The 20,193-nt window shown below is 32.8% G+C and carries 18 protein-coding genes; 8 read left to right on the forward strand and 10 right to left on the reverse strand.

Annotated features, from left to right (window positions below; translation table 11 throughout):
- Positions 1 to 235: 235 nt before the first annotated feature.
- From QGM60_RS15050 to QGM60_RS15060, 3 genes are all read right to left on the reverse strand, one after another.
- Positions 236 to 895 carry a hypothetical protein gene (locus QGM60_RS15050; protein ID WP_281141076.1) on the reverse strand — a complete coding sequence of 220 codons (660 nt, stop codon included), beginning with the start codon at positions 893 to 895 and terminating at the stop codon, positions 236 to 238.
- Between the two features lie 182 nt (positions 896 to 1,077).
- A complete protein-coding gene (locus tag QGM60_RS15055) occupies positions 1,078 to 3,228 on the reverse strand; it encodes a M3 family metallopeptidase (protein WP_281141077.1) in 2,151 nt (716 codons plus the stop codon).
- Positions 3,229 to 3,377: 149 nt separating this feature from the next.
- Positions 3,378 to 4,085: a peptidylprolyl isomerase gene (locus tag QGM60_RS15060; protein WP_281141078.1), complete on the reverse strand. Its 708-nt coding sequence runs from the start codon at positions 4,083 to 4,085 to the stop codon at positions 3,378 to 3,380.
- A gap of 44 nt (positions 4,086 to 4,129) precedes the next feature.
- Between QGM60_RS15060 and QGM60_RS15065 the strand changes: the two genes are divergently transcribed.
- From QGM60_RS15065 to QGM60_RS15075, 3 genes are read left to right on the forward strand one after another with little or no spacing between them, the layout of a single operon-like run.
- Complete coding sequence (locus tag QGM60_RS15065; RefSeq protein WP_281141079.1) at positions 4,130 to 5,065, forward strand: methyltransferase domain-containing protein; 936 nt, start codon at positions 4,130 to 4,132, stop codon at positions 5,063 to 5,065.
- A 43-nt stretch (positions 5,066 to 5,108) separates the two neighbouring features.
- Positions 5,109 to 5,750, forward strand: a complete 642-nt coding sequence (locus QGM60_RS15070; RefSeq protein WP_281141080.1) for a CoA pyrophosphatase — start codon at positions 5,109 to 5,111, stop codon at positions 5,748 to 5,750.
- Between the two features lie 49 nt (positions 5,751 to 5,799).
- Positions 5,800 to 6,600 (forward strand): lysophospholipid acyltransferase family protein, encoded by an 801-nt coding sequence (locus QGM60_RS15075; RefSeq protein WP_281141081.1) that lies wholly within the window; start codon positions 5,800 to 5,802, stop codon positions 6,598 to 6,600.
- Between the two features lie 20 nt (positions 6,601 to 6,620).
- Here the strand turns inward: QGM60_RS15075 and QGM60_RS15080 are convergent, their stop codons facing one another.
- The 3 genes from QGM60_RS15080 to QGM60_RS15090 all read right to left on the reverse strand — a co-directional run bounded on the left by QGM60_RS15080 (position 6,621) and on the right by QGM60_RS15090 (position 8,398).
- Entirely contained in the window at positions 6,621 to 7,043 is a 423-nt protein-coding gene (locus QGM60_RS15080; protein WP_281141082.1) for a hypothetical protein, read from the reverse strand.
- A 223-nt stretch (positions 7,044 to 7,266) separates the two neighbouring features.
- Positions 7,267 to 7,899 (reverse strand): hypothetical protein, encoded by a 633-nt coding sequence (locus QGM60_RS15085; RefSeq protein WP_281141083.1) that lies wholly within the window; start codon positions 7,897 to 7,899, stop codon positions 7,267 to 7,269.
- A 4-nt stretch (positions 7,900 to 7,903) separates the two neighbouring features.
- Positions 7,904 to 8,398 (reverse strand): RNA polymerase sigma factor, encoded by a 495-nt coding sequence (locus tag QGM60_RS15090; RefSeq protein WP_281141084.1) that lies wholly within the window; start codon positions 8,396 to 8,398, stop codon positions 7,904 to 7,906.
- Positions 8,399 to 8,533: 135 nt separating this feature from the next.
- Between QGM60_RS15090 and QGM60_RS15095 the strand changes: the two genes are divergently transcribed.
- A complete protein-coding gene (locus QGM60_RS15095) occupies positions 8,534 to 9,805 on the forward strand; it encodes an NAD(P)/FAD-dependent oxidoreductase (RefSeq protein WP_281141085.1) in 1,272 nt (423 codons plus the stop codon).
- A gap of 46 nt (positions 9,806 to 9,851) precedes the next feature.
- On the opposite strand, the gene QGM60_RS15100 is transcribed toward QGM60_RS15095, so the two are convergent.
- Positions 9,852 to 10,523: a lysoplasmalogenase gene (locus QGM60_RS15100; RefSeq protein ID WP_281141086.1), complete on the reverse strand. Its 672-nt coding sequence runs from the start codon at positions 10,521 to 10,523 to the stop codon at positions 9,852 to 9,854.
- 136 nt (positions 10,524 to 10,659) lie between these two features.
- On the opposite strand from QGM60_RS15100, the gene QGM60_RS15105 reads away from it, so the two are divergent.
- From QGM60_RS15105 to QGM60_RS15115, 3 genes are all read left to right on the forward strand, one after another.
- Positions 10,660 to 12,843: a TonB-dependent receptor gene (locus tag QGM60_RS15105; protein WP_281141087.1), complete on the forward strand. Its 2,184-nt coding sequence runs from the start codon at positions 10,660 to 10,662 to the stop codon at positions 12,841 to 12,843.
- Positions 12,844 to 12,931: 88 nt separating this feature from the next.
- Entirely contained in the window at positions 12,932 to 13,657 is a 726-nt protein-coding gene (locus tag QGM60_RS15110; RefSeq protein WP_281141088.1) for an energy transducer TonB, read from the forward strand.
- Between the two features lie 227 nt (positions 13,658 to 13,884).
- Entirely contained in the window at positions 13,885 to 16,263 is a 2,379-nt protein-coding gene (locus QGM60_RS15115; protein WP_281141089.1) for a TonB-dependent receptor, read from the forward strand.
- 56 nt (positions 16,264 to 16,319) lie between these two features.
- On the opposite strand, the gene QGM60_RS15120 is transcribed toward QGM60_RS15115, so the two are convergent.
- The 3 genes from QGM60_RS15120 to QGM60_RS15130 form a co-directional block, all read right to left on the reverse strand.
- On the reverse strand, positions 16,320 to 16,862 hold the full coding sequence (locus QGM60_RS15120) for a GNAT family N-acetyltransferase (RefSeq protein ID WP_281141090.1): 543 nt from the start codon (positions 16,860 to 16,862) through the stop codon (positions 16,320 to 16,322).
- A 69-nt stretch (positions 16,863 to 16,931) separates the two neighbouring features.
- Positions 16,932 to 18,158 carry a peptidase T gene (gene pepT, locus QGM60_RS15125; RefSeq protein ID WP_281141091.1) on the reverse strand — a complete coding sequence of 409 codons (1,227 nt, stop codon included), beginning with the start codon at positions 18,156 to 18,158 and terminating at the stop codon, positions 16,932 to 16,934.
- Positions 18,159 to 18,178: 20 nt separating this feature from the next.
- Positions 18,179 to 19,009 carry a universal stress protein gene (locus tag QGM60_RS15130; RefSeq protein ID WP_281141092.1) on the reverse strand — a complete coding sequence of 277 codons (831 nt, stop codon included), beginning with the start codon at positions 19,007 to 19,009 and terminating at the stop codon, positions 18,179 to 18,181.
- A gap of 145 nt (positions 19,010 to 19,154) precedes the next feature.
- Between QGM60_RS15130 and QGM60_RS15135 the strand changes: the two genes are divergently transcribed.
- Complete coding sequence (locus QGM60_RS15135) at positions 19,155 to 20,171, forward strand: quinone-dependent dihydroorotate dehydrogenase (protein WP_281141093.1); 1,017 nt, start codon at positions 19,155 to 19,157, stop codon at positions 20,169 to 20,171.
- Positions 20,172 to 20,193: the final 22 nt, after the last annotated feature.

Genomic DNA, 20,193 nt, shown 5'->3' on the forward strand with positions numbered 1-20,193 from the left:
TGATTTTGATTGTTGTTCCATATGTTGACTAATTTTAAATGATTTTTTAGTCAACCTATTTCAGGACGATGCCTTTCATTAAATGTTTGCCAACGGTCTCGGCTATGAGTAGTTGCGTGGGTTAGCACTTAACTTTGCAGGTACATACCAAACTGAAAATCCGCGAGGATTTTCAGAAGTAGGCGAGAACAAGCAATTACTTATAGCCATTGTTGTGCGTTCGTTTTTTTTATTATTAATAGAACCTTCCTACAATAATTCTTGGACCTCTCTTTTCCAAGAAAACCTGTATCATAGTGTCCTTAACTTCTATTTCTTCAATTCTAATGCTTTTGTATTTCACTGCGTGAATAGAAACTGTCATTTTATCGGACATTAACTTTCTATTTATTTCTATCGTAAATTTTCCTTTTTCATCAATTAAGACCTCTCTCAATAAAGTATCATTTGAATAAATACTGATATTATATTCATTTAATTTTTTCCAACCAATAAGTGCCTTAACTTTTACAATTCCTTCGATTTTTATATTGTCAGATTGTAAATCAGTTTGTTCAATTGTGAATGTGTCAGCCTTTTTTTCTTGAGCATATAGGTTTGGACTTAACAGAGAGCTACCAATTATTACACCTGCTATGCCAATTTTTCTGAAATTAATAATATTCTTCTCGTTTTGAGAGATCGAATTTATTTGATTAGATTTAGCAATCACACAAACGTTTTCATTATTTTCTGCATACCAATTATTAATCTCAAATTTGTTTTTTTCTCTTAAATCAAAAACCTTTTCATTACAATTCTGGCAGAATTTCTCATTTGAAGATTCTGTCTGTAGCATATTAACCCACCTTTTATTACAAGGTTTAGGAATAATATATTTCGGATTTTTTTTCATTTTCGAGATTTCTGTTAAATGACGCACAACAATCGGATATACACATTAACTATATCCATATTATATGTTTAAGTCACTAATGTAAAGAAAATAAAGTACTTATATGGTAATGGTGAAATAAAAAAACAACCACCACTTCTAAAGAAATGATGGTTGCGCTATATCTAAAAATTTAAATTGTTTTAGTCTTTTGGTACAGGAAATCCTCGGTCGCGCATTAAGGCATCAATAGTCGCATCGCGTCCTCTAAATTTTCTGTAAGCTTCCGCAGGATCCATAGCGTTGCGTGGTGCAAATAAATACGTTACCAATTTCTCGGCTACGGTTTTATCATAAAAACCATCCGGTGCTTCTTTAAACGCTTCAGAAGCATCACTTGTTAACACATCTGCCCACATATAACCGTAGTAGGCGGTGGCGTAACCTTCACCAGAAAATACATGGCCAAAATGTGGTGTTCTGTGGCGCATTGGTAATTCTTTTGGCATACCAAGCTCGTCTAAGGTTTCGCGCTCAAAGGTGTCGATATCAATATTGGTTGGGTCTGCCAAGTGCAATTTCATATCAATTAATGCCGAAGCTAAATATTCTGTTGTAGCAAAACCTTGGTTAAAGGTTGACGCTTTTTTGATTTTTTCTACCAATGCTTTTGGCATCGGTTTCCCAGTCTCGTGATGTACCAAAAACTGATTGATGACTTTATCGGTAGACAACCAACGTTCTAGCAATTGCGATTGAAACTCTGTGTAATCTCTTACGCCACCTTGTAAGGTTGGATATTTTACATCTGCAGCAAAGAAGTGTAAGGCATGTCCGAATTCGTGGAAAAATGTTGTTGCATCATCCCAAGAGACTAAAACCGCTTCACCAGGAGCTGGTTTTACGAAGTTAGAATTGTTAGACGCCAATACATTGGTGTCACCTTCAAAAGTTGTAGAACTTCGGTAAGTTGTAGCCCAAGCACCAGAGCGTTTACCTTCGCGAGCAAACGGATCTAAATACCAGACTCCAATATGTTTGCCACTATCTTTATCGGTAACTTCCCAAACTTTCACATCCTCATGAAATACAGGAACGCTTCCATCTTCAATTGGTGTGAATTTATAATTAAAAAGTTCTCCAGCCACAAAGAACATGGCTTCTCTAAGTTTGTCTAACTGTAAATATTGCTTTACTTCATCACTATCTAAGTCGTATTTTTTCTTACGTACTTTTTCGGCATAAAATCTATAATCCCAAGGTTCAATCGTTATGTTGTCACCAAGTTCATTCGCTACAGCTTGCATATCGGCAACTTCTTCTTCAACACGTGCCGTAGAAGCTTCCCAAACTTTTAGCATTAAATCCATAGCATTTTCAGGAGTTTTAGCCATACGGTCTTGTAGTCTCCATTCGGCATAATTGTCGTAACCCATTAAAGCCACACGTTCTTTTCTCAGTCTAAGGATTTCTGCAATGAGCTCGTTATTATCATATTCATCACCATTGTCTCCACGAGAATAGTAGTTTTCCCAAACTTGTTTGCGTAATTCGCGTTCTGTGGAATAGGTAAGGAAAGGATCCATTGAAGACCGTGTATTGGTAATTGCATACATACCCTCTTTACCTTTGTCTGAAGCAATTTTTGCAGCCGATTTTATAAAACCATCAGACAAACCACCAAGCTGATCTTCGGTTAAATAAGTGACATAATTTTCTTCGTCGTGCAACACATTGTTTGAAAACTTGGTGTAAAGCGTTGATAATTCCTTATTGATTTCAGCATAGCGTTTTTTCTTTTCGGTATCAAGGTTGGCACCATTCATTTCAAACTGCTTGTACGTTAAATCTACCACACGTTGCTCTTGTGGTTCCAAAGGATTTTCTTGTGACGCTTCATAAACGGTTTTGATGCGTTGAAATAGCTTTTCGTTTTGCGATATTTTCGATCTAAAATCTGATAATTTAGGAGCTAATTCTGATTGAATTTCTCTGAATTCAGGTGAAGACATATTGCTAGACAAAATACCGTAGTACGTAAATACACGGTCTAGAGCTTTACCAGCACTTTCCATAGCGACTATGGTATTTTCAAAAGTAGGAGCTTCAGGATTGTTGGCTATCGCTTCAATTTCTTCTAGTTGAAGTGCCATACCTTTTTTAACAGCTTCTTTTACGTCTGCAACGTTCATTTTGTCAAAAGCAGGTACACCTTGGTAAGGTCCTGTCCATTCTTGTAGCAGTACATTTTCGGTCATGGTTTTGTCGTTTTCTTTGGCTTTAGGCTCTTCTTTGCAACTCGCAAAAAGAATAGCACTACTTAGAATAGCAGTTTTTAAGGGTTTAGAAATCATTGTAGTTAGTTTTTATAAAAGTTTTTAGGTCACCTTGAGCGCAGTCGAAAGGTTGTTTTATAAAACGACTCAGACAAGCTCAGTTTGACAATTAGGGTAATAAATTTAGTGCTAACAAGATACTGAAAATAGAAAAGAGTGACTCTTAATTATTCTATAATTTCCACTTTTCTGATATACACATTTTGAAGAGGCCATTCACCTTCATCGGTTTCTACGGCATTGATTTTGTCTACCACATCCATGCCATCGGTAACTTCACCAAAAACGGTGTAATCACCATCCAAATAGTCAGCACCACCAGGTCTTTGGATTATAAAAAACTGAAAAGGAGAGGCGAGTTTATAGGCATTTTCTATTTCGCTACTCGGCATCGAAACCGCACCACGTTTATGGGTAAAACCACGTTTGGTGTCAGGAGGTAATAAGTAATGCCCAATTTTTCTGCGTCTTTTGGCAATGTTATAATCATCACTACTACCACCTTGTATCACAAAGTTTTTTACCACTCTGTAAAATTGTGTACCATCAAAATATTTTCGTTTGGTGAGGTAGATGAAATTAGATCTATGAAATAGGGTTTTATCGTAAAGTAGAATGTCAATTGTACCAAAGTCTGTGGTGATTCGGACTTTATTTTCTTTATGTTCTTTATCGTATTCTAAAAAGAAATCCATAGCATTATCGTCTGTTAATACAGGGTATTCAGAAGTTGGCTTTTTTTTCTTTTTGGGTTTTGATTTGGAGGTTTCTACTATGGAATCTTTGGAAATTGTGTTTTCATTTTCTTTTGAAGTTTGCTTATCTTCACAATTCAAAAAAAATATAAGGGCAATAAATAAATAATTTAATCTCATATTTCAAAAATATAAAAAGGATAAGAGATTTTACATTTGATTTCATGAATTGGCATATAAAGGCTGCATTGCAAAAGATTTTAGCTTTATCTCAAATAGGCGATAGATTAAATCATATGCCTGTTTTGTTTAATAAAAAATACCATTCAAATGTATATCAATATCAAACTTATGAATGTTTTAGGAAATTTGAAGGGTCTAAAATTCAAATAGATGAAACATCTAATGCGCTTGAAATAGGTACGGGATATTCAGTGTTATCTCCAGTTTGTTTGGCATTACTAGGATTTAATAAAGTTGTTACTGTTGACATTTCTAGGGATTTAACTTTCTCTAGTTTTAGAAAACAAATCGAATTTATGCAAGTATCTTCTTTACCTAGAGATTTTGTTTCGAAAAGTATTTATTCTGAAATAGTTCTCAAACAGAAAATTGAAAACATAAAAAAGGTAAGATCTTTTGATGAATTATTCGAATACTTAAACATTGTCTATTTGGCACCTTACAAATTTGAGGAAATAGAAAAAGAGTCTCTAAAATTTGATTATATAGTTTCTCAAGTAGTTCTTGAGCACATGCCACCAAAGCAATTAGAATTACTTTTTTTCTATACTAAGAAATGGCTTAGTGAAAATGGTATAGCAGTTCATTGTATCAATTTTATTGATCATTTTGCAAATCCAGGATTTTTTCAAGATAAATCCATTTCAGAATTTAATTTTTTGAAATACTCAGATAAGTATTGGGATTTTTGGTCAGGTAATTCTATAGCTTACACTAATCGTTTGTCATTTCCTTATTATGTACAATTGGCAAAAAAATATAATTTAAATGTCAAGAGTTTTAATGGTGAAAATTACAGAAAAAGAGTTGAATTAGATACAGAACTTATTCATCCAGATATTTTAAGAAACTATAATGGAGTTGTAAATAAAGATGAAATAATGAAATATCAAAGAGGAACTTTTGTTATGAGTTAAGTGTTATACAATTAATACAATGTAGTAGTAATTAAAAAGAAATATGGTTTTTAACTCGTTTTTAGAATCAGTAGTAAAAATAAAACATCTAGAGCTTTTTGGCGAACAATCGCACGCTAAAATGTCTCCACCATACCGTTTGGACTTGGCTAAAAAAATGAAAGAAAAAGCAAAGTCGGCAAGACGTGCAGGAGTTATGGCTTTGTTTTATCCCAATCTAACAGGTGAAACGTATTTAGTTTTAATTCTTCGTAAAACCTATAAAGGTGTGCATTCTGCACAAGTTGGTTTTCCTGGAGGAAAGTATGAAGATGAAGACAATGATCTTATGATTACGGCTATAAGAGAGACCGAAGAAGAAGTTGGAGTGCCGGAAGCTATGGTAAATGTGATCAAACCGTTGTCTCCGTTATATATTCCACCAAGTAACTTTATGGTGCATCCTTTTATTGGGATTTCAGAAGCTACACCAACCTTCATAAAACAAGATGAAGAAGTGGAAGCTATTATTGAAGTAAAGTTGTTGGATTTTTTAGATGAGGTAAATTGTATTACCACAAAAGTACCAACATCGTATAATGTTGAAGTTGAAGTACCTGCCTTTAGACTTAACGGTCATATTGTTTGGGGAGCTACCGCAATGATGCTAAGTGAGTTAAAAGACTTACTAAAACAGGTCTTATAGGATTCTTAGATTTATTACATTTGTAGTTCAGTAAAATTGAAAACTAACTATGGGATTATTCAAAAAGAATCCTTTTGGACATATACTTTGGGTTAAAAAATGGTTAATTAGAATTCTAGGTCTATTGACACATAGACGTTTTAGAGGATTCAATGAACTACAGATTGAAGGTTCTGAAATCATAAAGAATTTACCAGATACTAATGTCCTTTTTATATCGAATCATCAAACCTATTTTGCAGACGTAATTGCCATGTTTCATGTGTTTAATGCCAGTCTTAGTGGTCGTTTAGACAATATCAAAAATGTTGGCTATCTCTGGAATCCAAAGTTGAATATGTATTACGTCGCTGCCAAGGAAACCATGAAATCGGGTTTAATTCCTAAGATTTTTGCGTATACAGGTTCTATAAGTATTGAGCGTACGTGGAGAGCAAAAGGTCAGGATGTGAATCGTCAAGTGAAAATGAGCGATATTACTGCTATAAAAAAAGCATTAGATGATGGTTGGGTTGTAACCTTTCCTCAAGGTACTACAACACCTTTTAAGCCTATTAGAAAAGGAACAGCACATATTATTAAAACCTACAAACCAGTGGTTGTTCCAATTGTAATTGATGGTTTTAGACGTTCTTTTGATAAAAAAGGACTTAGAATAAAAAAGAAAAATATCTTCCAGACATTTGAAATCAAAGAACCTTTAAAAATTGATTACGAGAATGAAACGATTGCAGATATTGTAGAAAAAATAGAATATGCTATAGAGCAACACCCTTCATTTTTAAAGGTTATTCCTCAAAAGGAATTAGAGGAAATGGAACGTATGAACAGAGAGTTGAGAGAGTGGTAGAGAAGAAGCCCTTGATTACTTTAGGTTAAAATTAAAATTATTGTTATAGTCATTCCAATAGCAGAAGCAATAATGTTTTTGCTTATCATTTCTTCTTTTTCCATTCCATAAACAACATTCCTAATCTTCCGGGTATTCATAAAAATGATAATTAAAAGTAAGAGTAAGAATAGTGCTATGTTTGTTAAGATGATAGAAGTATCATCAAAGTTTATGTTATCTACTTTGAAAACCAAATTTGTGATTAAAAAATAGGAGTAGGATTGAATTAAAATCCATCCAATTTTTCGATTTGTAAAAATTCCAATAAGTGGAATTAATAAAATTATAGCTGGTTTATAAAACGATGATTCTTTTAATGCATTCAGATAGTTTTGAAATCCGTTTCCACTTTCCGCTACAAAATTCCAATATGTTGAAGTTTCAATTTTTATTTTAATCAATGAAAATATAAGCAAACAGATTATTGATAGTTTAATTATCAAAATCGGATATTGTTCTTTTATGTTTTCAGAGCTAAGTTTCATTAATGACGCAAATCAATATGACTAAAATTTCGAGGTTATGTTAGTTTAGAAACTTCAAGCTTTCCATTCTTTAGTTGTTTCTCTATGCTTTGTATTTAATAATTGTAAGTTAATTTCACTAACAACTAACAACTAACAACTAAACCTCAAGCTTCTTCAATTCCTTATAGTTTCTATTAAGTCGTTTTAAAAGTATACCATAAAGTAGTTTGTAGAATAGCCAGAATACCAAGAAGAAAACTCCTATCAATAGTATGGTGAATCCATAAAGTAGCATCATCTGATTAGAATTAAAGCCATCTACTTGGTCGTGGAAAGTCATGTTTTGATTGTACTCAGAATAAAATGCTATTGGTATAGAAATAAAAATCATGATAAGGTTAAACATCACATAATACTTAATGATTTTTCGAGTTCTAAGAATGCTCTCCATCAATTTTTTAGCACTGTCTGTAGAAGAAATTGATTTTTGTGATTTAAAAAGTAAAAACACAAAAACAAGAATAACCACAAAACTCAAAATAGATAAACCTAAGAACAAAGGGTTGTCGTAACTTTGATTCATTCTGTCTTGATAGGTTGAAGACAGAAAATACGGCAACAAGTTTATAATGATCCAAAAGCCGAGTTCAGCAAGACTTATATAAAATAAGGTCTTAACAATTGAAGACGACTTTTTGTGCAACATTGGGTATATATCGGAATCGGAATAACTCTGAAATTTCGTTTCGGTTTTCTTCCAATCTTTCTTTAATAAATCTAACTCATCCATAACCTCACGGATTTAATATGGTTTTTAATTTTTTCTTTACACGATTCATTTTTACTCGTGCATTTACTTCACTAATACCTAAAGTTTCACTGATTTCTCGGTAATCTTTATCCTCTAGATACAAGAAAACTAAGGCTTTTTCTATATCATTTAGCTGATGCACAGCTTGGTATAAAAGCTTCAGTTGTTGTTCTTCAGTGTCATCATATGCCTCTGCTTTAATCTTAAATTGAACACTGTCAAACTCTTGAGTGTTTATCCGTCTTTTCGATTTTCTATAGAGCGTAATTGCTGTATTTAAACCTACACGATACATCCAAGTACTAAATTTAGAATCTCCTCTAAACTTAGGGTAAGCTTTCCATAACTGAATTGTTATTTCCTGAAACAAATCGTTATGCGCATCAGCATTGTTGGTATACAAACGACATACCTTATGTACAATGTTTTGATGCTTTTGCAACTGTTCTACAAAACTATGTTCTAGTTCTTTATTCAATTGATGAAATTGGTTAGTTACTCTATTAGTAGCTCCGCTGTTAATTTTGTTACAAATGTAAGTTAACAATAGTTAAGCTTAGGACAATTTTGGTAGGTTAGTTCGTACTTTTGTATGTATAAATTCCAGATTAAAATGAATATTCCTCAAACCAACCTACCACGCCTTGTCATTATAGGCGGAGGCTTTGCTGGCATAAATTTAGTGAAAACTTTAGCCAACAAAAATTTTCAAATTGTCTTAATCGACAAACACAATTATCACACATTTCAACCCCTTTTATATCAGGTCTCTAGCTCAGGTTTAGAACCAGATTCTATAGCTTATCCACTGAGGAAAATTATAAAAAAACATAGAACATCGTTTTTTCGTTTAACTGAAGTTCAGGAGATTTTACCAGAAGAGAAAAAGATAAAAACTACCATTGGTGATCTTACTTACGATTATTTAGTTTTAGCCACAGGAACAAAGACTAATTATTTCGGAAATGAACAAGTACAAGCTAATAGTATGCCAATGAAAACCGTTGATCAGGCATTAGATATTAGAAGTTTGATTCTTCAAAATTTTGAAAAAGCAGCTATAGCAGACACCAAAGAAGAACGTGAAGCATATTTAAACTTTGTTATTGTTGGTGCAGGACCAACAGGAGTAGAACTGGCAGGAGCTATTGCAGAATTAAAAAATAATATTCTTCCTAGAGATTATCATGATCTTAATCCTAGTGATATGCATATTCATTTGTTAGAAGGTTCGCCACGTGTATTGCCGCCAATGAGTGAACATGCTTCAAAAAAAGCTACAAAATTCCTAAAGTCTTTAGGCGTAAAAGTACACTGTGATACTTTGGTTACGGGTTATGACGGCTTAGAAGTTACCACGAATTCTGATTTAGAAATGCAATCTGAAACCTTAATTTGGGCTGCAGGTGTTACAGGAGCTCCAGTTAATGGTTTAAAAGCAGATGCTGTAATGGAAAGAGCCAATAGATATAAGGTGAATAAATTCAATCAGGTGGAAGGCTATGATAATATTTTTGCCATTGGTGATATTGCTTTAATGACTTCTGAAGATTATCCAAAAGGTCACCCGCAAGTTGCCCAACCAGCTATACAGCAAGGGAAGCTTTTAGGAAAGAATTTAATACGTTTAGCAGAGCACAAAGCTATGAAACCTTTTGAGTATCATGATAAAGGTTCTATGGCTACTATTGGCCGTAACAAAGCTGTGGTAGACTTGAAACACTCTAAGTTTGGTGGCTTTTTCGCTTGGTTCATTTGGATGTTTGTGCATTTAATGTCTTTAGTGGGTTTTAGAAATAGAGTAGTGGTGCTATTCAACTGGACCTATAACTATATTAATTTTGATAAAGCAGCCAGATTAATTATTCGACCTTTTAAAAAGTAGATGTTATTTGTTTATTGAAAGGGTTTTAGAGATGTTTTATTAAAACTTAGTTTTTTAATTTCAATATCCCTAAAACAATTAATAACTGTGCTAAAGCATAGGTGAGCATTATGCTGATGTTAGAAAAAGGTATAGGTTGGTAAAATTTATTTAAGGCCAAAATACTATCCGAAATCATAAAGCATAATGCTCCTATAAATACTAATCCATAGCTTAGGATATTTACACTGTCTTTTCTCAAATAGGCAGTTGTAGCCATGGATAGAATAACAATCATATAAATAGCTACAGGAATTAACATATCACCTAAACTATCCTTTAATAAATAGAACAGACTCAGAGCGTAGATTATTAATACTATGCCAAACTTCAAAGGCGACCTTGTCTTATTACGATGCTTTAAGAATAATAGGATATACATCACATGAGCTATTAAAAAAGCAACTAATCCCAAGGTGAAAAAGTGAGCAGATTCCCCAACAAACATTAATAAGATGTCACCAAGTAAAGAGCATATTAAGGCTGAAAACATAAGGTTTTTTAAAGGTTGAGAAAGATCCTTTCCTGCTTTATAGAAGAAAAAAATAAGGCTAATAAGTATGGCAGGCTTAGCTATGTAATGTAAATTTTGTAGTGATGCTATACTCCCTGAAATGATTTCAAAAAGAACTATAATACCATAAATAACAGCGAATTGTCTTTCAGTTTTACTAAGCATAGATTGAGTGTTTAGTCAAATATATTCAATTCATCATTCAAAAATTACAATTCAGTAAAATAGAATTTCATAGCACTTAAGATTCCTAGAAGTTTGTGTCATCAATTAGAAAACGAACTTTTAATCATCAACCAAAATGAAATCAATCAATCATCAACAAAGCCTATTATTTAAAACGCTTTTTACATTCCTTACTGTTTTTATAAGCACTTTCGGTAATTCTCAAACAACAATTTCAGGTAAAGTCACCGATACCAAAAATCTACCGATAATGGGAGCCAATATTTATTTAGATGGTACTTATGATGGTGCCACTTCAGATGATGAGGGCAATTTTACATTTACAACTGATGAAATTGGCACACAAACTTTAATCATTTCATTTTTATCTTTTGAAACCAAGTCTATTATTGATGAGGTTTCAAAAATGAATAACCTTCAAATAAAACTAAGAGAAAATGTTGAAAGTTTAGACGCTGTAGTCATTAGTGCAGGAACTTTTGAAGCTAGCGACAATAGTAAAGTCTCTGTTCTAAAGCCTTTAGATGTTGTAACTACGGCAAGTGCTTTGGGTGATTTTGTTGGAGCTCTACAAACTTTACCAGGCACATCTACAGTCTCTGAAGATGGAAGACTTTTTGTGAGAGGAGGAAATGCCGATGAAACTCAGATATTTATTGATGGTATTAGAGTTTTTACTCCGTATTCGCCAACAGCAAATAATACACCAACTCGTGGACGCTATTCACCTTTTTTGTTTGATGGTATAACATTTTCAACAGGTGGTTATTCTTCGGAATATGGTCAGGCATTGTCTAGCGTATTGTTATTGAATACAATTGACGAGCCAGATCAAGAAAAAACAGATATTGGTATTATGACGGTTGGTGCTTCTTTAGGAAATACTCAAAAATGGGAGAAATCCTCACTGAGCTTTAATGCCTCTTATGTAAATCTAGCACCATATTTGGGAGTTTTTGAAGATAGAAACGATTGGAAAACTCCCTATCAAGGCGCACAAGGGGAAACGGTATTCAGACAACGTTTAGATAATGGTATGCTGAAGTTTTACGCTGCTTTTGATACCTCTAAATTTGAATTAAATCAAGAAGATATCAATCTTGAAGACGGATTAGATTTTAAACTCAACAATAATAATTTCTATTTAAATACGTCTTACAAAGGAAGTCTAGGCAATAGCTGGAGCCTACAAACAGGTTTAAGTTATACGTTTGCTAAGACGAATATGGGAGTTCAAGGAAGCGATATTGTGGATGCTGAAAATTCAGCTCATGCTAAGGTGAAATTAAAAAAACGTTTCAATAGTAGATTTAAGTTAAGTTTTGGAGCAGAACAATTCATAACAGATTTTAAAGAAAACTATAGTGATGAGAGCTTTGATGTCACCTATGGTTATGATAATAATATCACAGCAACTTTTGCTGAAGCAGATTTAGTATTCACAAAGAATTTAGCCTTAAAATTAGGTTTAAGAGCAGATTATAGTTCGGTATTTAGTTCGGTTGATGTTGCACCACGTGCAGCTATAGCTTACAAAACTTCCGAAAATGGACAGTTTTCATTGGCTTATGGAAACTTTTTTCAGAACCCAAACAGTGCTATTCTAAAGTTCAATCAAGATTTAAAAGCTGAAAAAACATCACATTATATATTGAATTACCAATACGTTAACGATGGTAAAATTTTTAGAGCTGAAGCTTACAGAAAAGATTACGATAATCTAGTAAAGTTTAATACAGCTATGGAAAGTTTTGATAGTAACTATAATTCCTCTGGTGATGGTTATGCTCAAGGTATAGATTTATTTTGGAGAGATAACACAAGTATAAAACATGTAGATTATTGGGTAAGTTATTCTTATTTAGATACGGAACGTAACTATAAAAACTTTCAAGAAGCAGCGCAACCAAATTATGCTACAGATCACAACTTCTCTTTGGTAACTAAATATTGGATAGAAAACTGGAAAAGCCAGATAGGTTTTAGTTATACCTTCTCATCAGGAAGACCATATACTAATCCTAATACTGATGAGTTTTTAGGAGCAAAAACGAAATCTTATAATAACTTAAGTTTTAACTGGGCATATTTGTTATCTCCTCAAAAGATACTGTACTTCTCTGTAAATAATGTTTTAGGTCTAAAAAATATTAATGGTTATCAATATGCAGATACACCAGATTTTAATGGACAGTTTAATAGAAGAGCATTACGACCAGCTCAAGATCAGTTTTTCTTTGTTGGCTTTTTCTGGACTATTAGCGAAGATGGAAAAGACAACCAATTAGACAAACTTTAAATTTTAACACAGGTTTTTGTGTAACATGATATTTGTCATAATTTAAAAAGTATATGATGGGTATCTTTATACTATAAAATTAAACGTCATGGAACTCAAAAAAAACCCAAAAGCCAATGTAGGTCGAAACAGCAGTCTATATTTTGCTGTTGGCTTAAACGTAATGTTAGTCTTAACATATTTAGGACTTGAACATAAGACTTACGAGAAAGAAGCGACTAAGATAGATATCTTAATGTTAGATGAACAGTTTGATGAAGATATACCAATTACAACTATTAATATTCCACCTCCACCACCTCCAAAACAAGTGGTAACAGAAGCAATCACAGTTGTAGAGGATGTAGAAGATGTTGAAGAAAGTGTTGTAGAGAGTACAGAAATCGGACAAGACGATGTTATTGAGGAACACGTAGTAAGTGTTGAAGATGTTGAAGTTGAAGAAGTAGAAGAAGATATAGAAGTACCATTTGCAGTTATTGAAAAAGTACCTCAATTCCCTGGATGTACTGGAACAAATGCAGAGTTAAGAGCATGTTTTCAACAAAAAATGCAAGAACATTTACAAAAACATTTCAGATATCCAGAAGCTGCATCTGAATTGAATATTCAAGGTAGAGTATTTGTTTTCTTCTTAATAGATAAAAATGGTCATGTAACAAAAATAAAAAGTAGAGGGCCTGATAAATTATTAGAAACTGAGGCAGAACGTATCATAGGATTATTGCCAACAATGGAACCAGGTAAACAAAGAAATAAAAATGTAGGCGTACCTTATAGTATACCAATTAACTTTAAATTACGACAACAATAAAACTTAATATATTTATGGTTTAGACAAATTTTGATTGATTACAAAACCCCTTGAAAAAGGGGTTTTGTTGTTTTATACAGTTAGCATTTAAAATTATTTAGATAGTAGTTCTCTAAAAGTCATTTAATTATAGTTTTTTATTTATAATTAATCTAAATAAACTTTGAAAGATTGTGTTTTGAACATATATTTGCACCGCTATTTAAAATAAATCTAAATAATATAAAATGTTTAAGAGTTTAAGTTGGGTGCTTTTGTTATGTATTCAAATTTCATTTGCCCAAAGTAAGATTACAGGAACTGTCACAAGTAAAAATTCAGAAGTTATACCTTATGCTTCTGTAGTTGTAAAAGGAACAAATATTGGTACTTCTGCTAATGAAAAAGGAGAATATTTATTGTCTAATTTAGCTTCAGGCGATTATACCATCACAGTGTCTTATGTAGGTTATAAATCCTCATCTAAGGAAATCACTTTACTTGATAATGAAACCAAGACACTATTATTTCAATTAGAAGAAGATACAACTTTAGATGAAGTTGAGGTTTTCGGTAATCGTTTTGAGCATCCAGATAAAATAGAAGCTTTAACAAGATTACCTCTGGCGCCTTATGAGCAAATTCAGAGTATATCTATTATTTCAGATAAATTAATTGAGCAGCAAGGTAATTTAACTATTGCAGATGCTACAAAAAATGTTCCAGGTGTATACACATTTGCAACCTATGGTAATAGGAGAGAGAGTATGTCTTCTCGTGGTTTTAGAGGTATTCCAATTCTAAAAAATGGTGTTAGAGTTCATTCAGACTTTAGAGGTGTTGGTGTGTTAACAGATATGCAAGGTGTAGATAATATTCAAGTACTTAAAGGTTCTGCAGCTATTACTCAAGGTGTCGCTACAGATTTAGGTAGTCCAGGAGGTGTAATTAATATTGTTACCAAAACTCCACGTTATGTTTATGGTGGTAATGTGTCATTACGCGCAGGAAGTTTTGGACAAGCAAGAACAACTTTTGATGTTTATGGTCCCTTAGTAAAAACCAACAATGTGGCTTTTAGACTTAATGGAGCTATAGAGCGTTCTGATAGTTATAGAAGTCGCGTATCTTCAGATAGATTTTATATTAATCCGTCTTTAGAATGGAAGCCAGATGATAAAACTACTATTACTTTTGAAATGGATTATTTTGAAGATAGTAGAACACCAGATTTAGGAACAGTAAATCTAGGCGAAAACGATGAAAATAATATCTACGATTTACCACATGATATATTTTTAGGTTACTCAAATGATAAGTCGTTAACCTCAAACACAACATATTCTGTAAGATTTAATCGTGAGTTGAGTGAGAAACTGAGCTTAAGAGGTGCGCTTTACAAATCTAGTCTAGATCTTGATGATAAAGGTGCTAGTTTAGGAAATGTAGTTGAAGATGAGTTTGGTGAGCCTATTTACAACCAAAGAATAAGAGGTTATTCAGCTTCAACGAGAAGTGATGATAATAGTGTAATACAATTCGATTTAATTGGTGATGACATTGCTACAGGAAGTATTTCTCACACATTCCAAGTTGGATTTGATTACAGAACTACAGATTATAGTACATGGTCTCAACGTGTTTCTGCAGTAGATACTATAGATGTCTTTACTAACAACACTCATACTTTGCCTGATGATTTAGCATTTTCAAATGCATCTACAGCAGGTGCAAAATCAAAAGCAATTGGTTTTGTGGCACAAGATGTTATAACATTCAATAAGTATTTCAAAACCTTTTTAGGACTTCGCTTCAGTAAAACACAAAGTATTACAGCGACAGAAACTACAGAAAGCGATGCATTAAATCCTTTAGCAGGTATTATAGTATCACCATTTAAAAACATTAATGTTTTTGCGTCTTACACTAACAGTTCATACCCAAGAACAGCAACACGTTTAGATGTAGATGGTAACGAATTAGGAAATGAACGTTACGACCAGTTTGAAACCGGTATAAAAACCAATTGGTTAAATAACAGATTACGTTTTAACTTCACCTTCTTCAAAATCAATAACAGAGATATAAACTTACCGGTTTATGATGAGAATTGGGTCGCTACTGGATTTTATCAAAAAGGAGGTAACGATGAAAGAAAAGGTGTGGAAGTAGAGTTGAGTGGACGTCTTTTAGAAAACTTAGAAGTAATAACCGGTTATTCTTACATTGATGCACAATATAAAGAGCATACCTCTTTTGTGTACGGTTCAGCACCTTTAAACACACCAAAGCATACATTCAACGCTTATGCTAACTACAACTTCAAACAAAAATTAGAAGGCTTATCAGTAGGGGCAGGAGTATATTATACAGGTGAAAGACCAATTAACGACTGGAGTGCCGGTGCAGTAACGCACGAGGGAATTGTGCCAAACCAAGAGCCATTTTATGTAGATGCTTATACACAAGTAAATGCACAAGTAGCTTACAGAATTAATAACCATTGGAATTTTAGAGTACTATTAAATAATGTATTCGATGAAATAGGATATAACGCTTATAGAACAAGATTTATCAATCAAACAGACCCAAGAAATTTTGCGGCAGTATTGAGTTATTCGTTTTAGAATTGATTTGAATTTGAGTAATTGTTGAAAAGCCTCACGTTTGTGAGGCTTTTTTATTATTGATCAAAATCATCTTTTTTTATTACATACCAATTGCACAAACTATCTTTATAAGTAAATTGTCCAGAAGGAGTCATGCCTATCTTATTAAGAATAAAATTTGAAGCTAAATTTTCCACAAGTGCAGCAGCACAAATTTCTTTAAGTTTTAGTTTTTTAAAACCATACTCTAAAGATGCTAGTGCAGCTTCCGAAGCATAACCATTTCCCCAAAATTGCTCTTTCAATCTGTATCCTAAATCATAGTAACTAAAGTCTTCACGTAGTTGTTGTTCGTATTTTAGTCCAGACCATCCAATAAATTCATCAGTATCTTTTTTGATGATGGCAAGTCTACCAATACCATTAGATTTGTATTGGTCTAGAATATTACGAACCATCAAAACAGATTCATTAATATGCTTTACAGGGTTATTTCCTAGGTATAGATGCACTTTTGGATTAGAATCCAATTCAAAGAAATCTTGAGTGTCGCTTAGCGTTACAGGTCTTAAAATTAGACGCTTAGTTTCTATAATTTCTGGTTGAAATAAAGCCATAGCTAAAAATAAAAAAAACTTGTGTTAAAAAATCAACACAAGTTTTTTATCTTCTATTTTAAGATCGTATTACTTTAAAGTCGTAAGCTCAGCAATTTTACAAATCACTTCTACAGCCTTTTGCATACTTTCTACAGGTACATATTCATAACGTCCATGGAAGTTATGTCCACCTGCAAAAATATTAGGACAAGGTAAACCCATATAAGATAATTGTGAACCATCTGTACCACCTCTAATAGGCTTTATAATTGGAGTAATACCAACTTGTTTCATGGCTTCTTCAGCAATATCTACAATATGCATTACAGGTTCTACCTTTTCTTTCATATTGAAGTACTGATCTTTGATTTCTAATTGAAAAACTTCAGCTTCAAATTTGGTATTCAAATCAAAAACTACCTTTTCCATCAAAGCCTTTCTGGCTTCAAATTTATCTTTATCATGATCTCTGATAATATATTGAAGTGTTGTTTCTTCAACCTTACCATCAATACTGTATAAATGGAAAAAGCCTTCATAGCCTTCCGTATGTTCTGGTGTTTCTAATCTTGGTAATGTATTGATAAATTCCGAAGCATAATACATGGAATTTACCATTTTACCTTTAGCATAACCAGGATGTACTATTTTGCCTTTTGCTACTATTTTAGCACCAGCGGCATTGAAATTCTCGTATTCTAATTCGCCAATTTGGCTACCATCCATAGTGTATGCCCAATCGGCACCAAATTTTTCAACATCAAACTTATGGGCACCTCTTCCAATTTCTTCATCGGGAGTAAAACCAACTTTAATATCTCCGTGTTTTATTTCAGGATGATTGATTAAATACTCCATAGCTGTAACAATCTCGGTGATACCAGCTTTGTCGTCAGCTCCCAAAAGTGTTGTGCCATCAGTTGTGATCAAAGTTTGACCTTTGTATTGCAACAAATCTTCAAAATAATCTGGTGAAAGAATAATATTTTCGTCTTCGTTTAAGACAATATCCTTACCGTCATAATCTTTTATAATTTGTGGTTTTACATTAGCACCTGTAAAGTCTGGTGAAGTGTCAAAGTGAGAAATAAAACCAATAGTTGGCACTTTATGATCTACATTACTTGGTAGAGTTGCCATAATATAAGCGTTATCATCAATAGTCACGTCACTCATACCAATAGCTTTAAGTTCTTTAACCAATTTATTGGCCAAATCCCATTGCTTCTCGGTACTCGGAGTGCTTTCAGAATTTGGGTCAGACTCAGTATCTACAGTAACATAGCTTATAAAACGATCTATAATATGCTGCATAGTTTTGCTTTTATTGCAAATTACAATTTAAAAGTGATTACAGGAAGTTTAGCATGGTTTACTAAATCTTCTGATATACTTCCACCAAAGAAATGACTTAAGCCCGTTCTTCCATGAGTAATCATAGAAAGTGTATCTGCATTAGTTCTTTTAGCATAGCTTAAAACTCCATCTTCTACGTTGTGGTCTGCTATGTAATCTATATTAACTTCATCTTTTTTGATGTTTGCTAACGAAAGGAACTTAGCAATTTTTTCATCTATTTCATCAGTGCTTAAAAAGCTAATTGAAGGTAAATTAACATGAAGTAATGTTACTTTTTCACCTAACTCATTTAAAAGTTCAAGAGCACTTTTTACAGTAGCTACACTTTTCTCAGAAAAATCGGTAGCTAAAACAATGTTTTTAAAGCTGATAGTTTCTGGATTAGATTTTACAACAAGTACAGGTGTATCACTGTAACGTACTACTTTTTCTGTGTTAGAGCCAGTAAAAACTCCATCATGATCGCTGTGGCCACGAGAACCCATCACAATTAAATCTGCTTTTACATCTTTAGAAACCTCAGAAACTTCTTTTAATACTTTATGATGCTTTATTATTGGAGTTACAGAAAGACCTTCTAAATATGGTTTATCTAAAAATTCTTCAAACTTTTTATTGGCAACCATTAACATGAATGCAGTTTCTTCGCTTTTTTGAGAATCAGAAGTTGTAATGATAGATTCTGAAAGCTCTAACATGTGCATTACTATTAATTCTGAATTGTGTTTTTTAGCCAGTGACGCGCCTGTTTTTAAAGCGTATTCTGAATATTCCGAAAAGTCTACTGGAATTATAATTTTTTTCATGGTGTTATGGTTTTATGGTTGCTCAAAGTTATTTAAAAATGCTGAAATAAATCATGATAATTGACAGTTTGTTGTAAAATTATTCCTGTTAATCCATAGAAAAGAAGATTTTAGATTCTTATTTTTGCATAGCAAATATTTCCTCATGTACAAAGCTATTATCCGACCAATTCTTTTCTGTTTCGATCCTGAAAAAGTACATCATTTTACATTTTCGTTAATCAGAACTATTTCTAAAGTTCCTGGAATGCCAAAACTGTTTAAAAATCTATATGTTATAGATCATAAAAATTTAGAAAAGGAATTATTTGGATTAAAATTTAAAAACCCTGTAGGCTTAGCTGCTGGTTTTGATAAAGATGCTAAACTTTATAATGAACTTTCAAATTTTGGTTTTGGTTTTGTGGAAATAGGAACATTAACCCCAAAACCACAAGATGGTAATCCTAAAAAGCGTTTGTTTAGATTAAAAGCAGATTCGGCGATTATCAATCGTATGGGATTTAATAATGGAGGAGTTGAAGATGCTGTAAAACGTTTGAAAAAGAATAAAGGTGTTTTAATTGGTGGTAATATTGGAAAAAACAAAGTGACACCAAATGAAAATGCTGTTGAAGATTATAAGATTTGCTTCAATGCTTTGTTTGATTATGTAGATTATTTTGTGGTTAACGTAAGTTCACCAAATACACCAAACCTTAGAGCTTTACAAGATAAAGAACCGTTGACGAATTTATTGAAAGCTTTACAAGTGCTAAACTTTCAGAAGCCAACGTCTAAACCTATTTTATTAAAAATTGCGCCAGACCTTACTAATGAGCAATTAGATGATATCATTGATATTGTAAAAACTACAAAGATTGATGGTGTTATTGCTACAAACACTACGATTTCTCGCGAAGGTTTGCAAAGTGACCATAAAACTGAAACAGGAGGTTTAAGTGGAAAACCATTAACCAGCCGCTCTACAGAAGTTATAAAATATTTGGCTGAAAAAAGTAATAAAGCTTTTCCAATTATTGGAGTAGGAGGTATCCATTCTGTAAAAGATGCTCTAGAAAAAATTGATGCAGGTGCAGATTTAATCCAGCTGTATACGGGTTTTATCTATGAAGGGCCTAAGTTGGTAAAAGATATCAATAAAGCTTTAATAAAAAGTTAAGTCAATTAAAACTATATCCACT

It is taken from the genome of Winogradskyella sp. SYSU M77433, from assembly GCF_029911945.1.
GTDB lineage: Bacteria > Bacteroidota > Bacteroidia > Flavobacteriales > Flavobacteriaceae > Winogradskyella.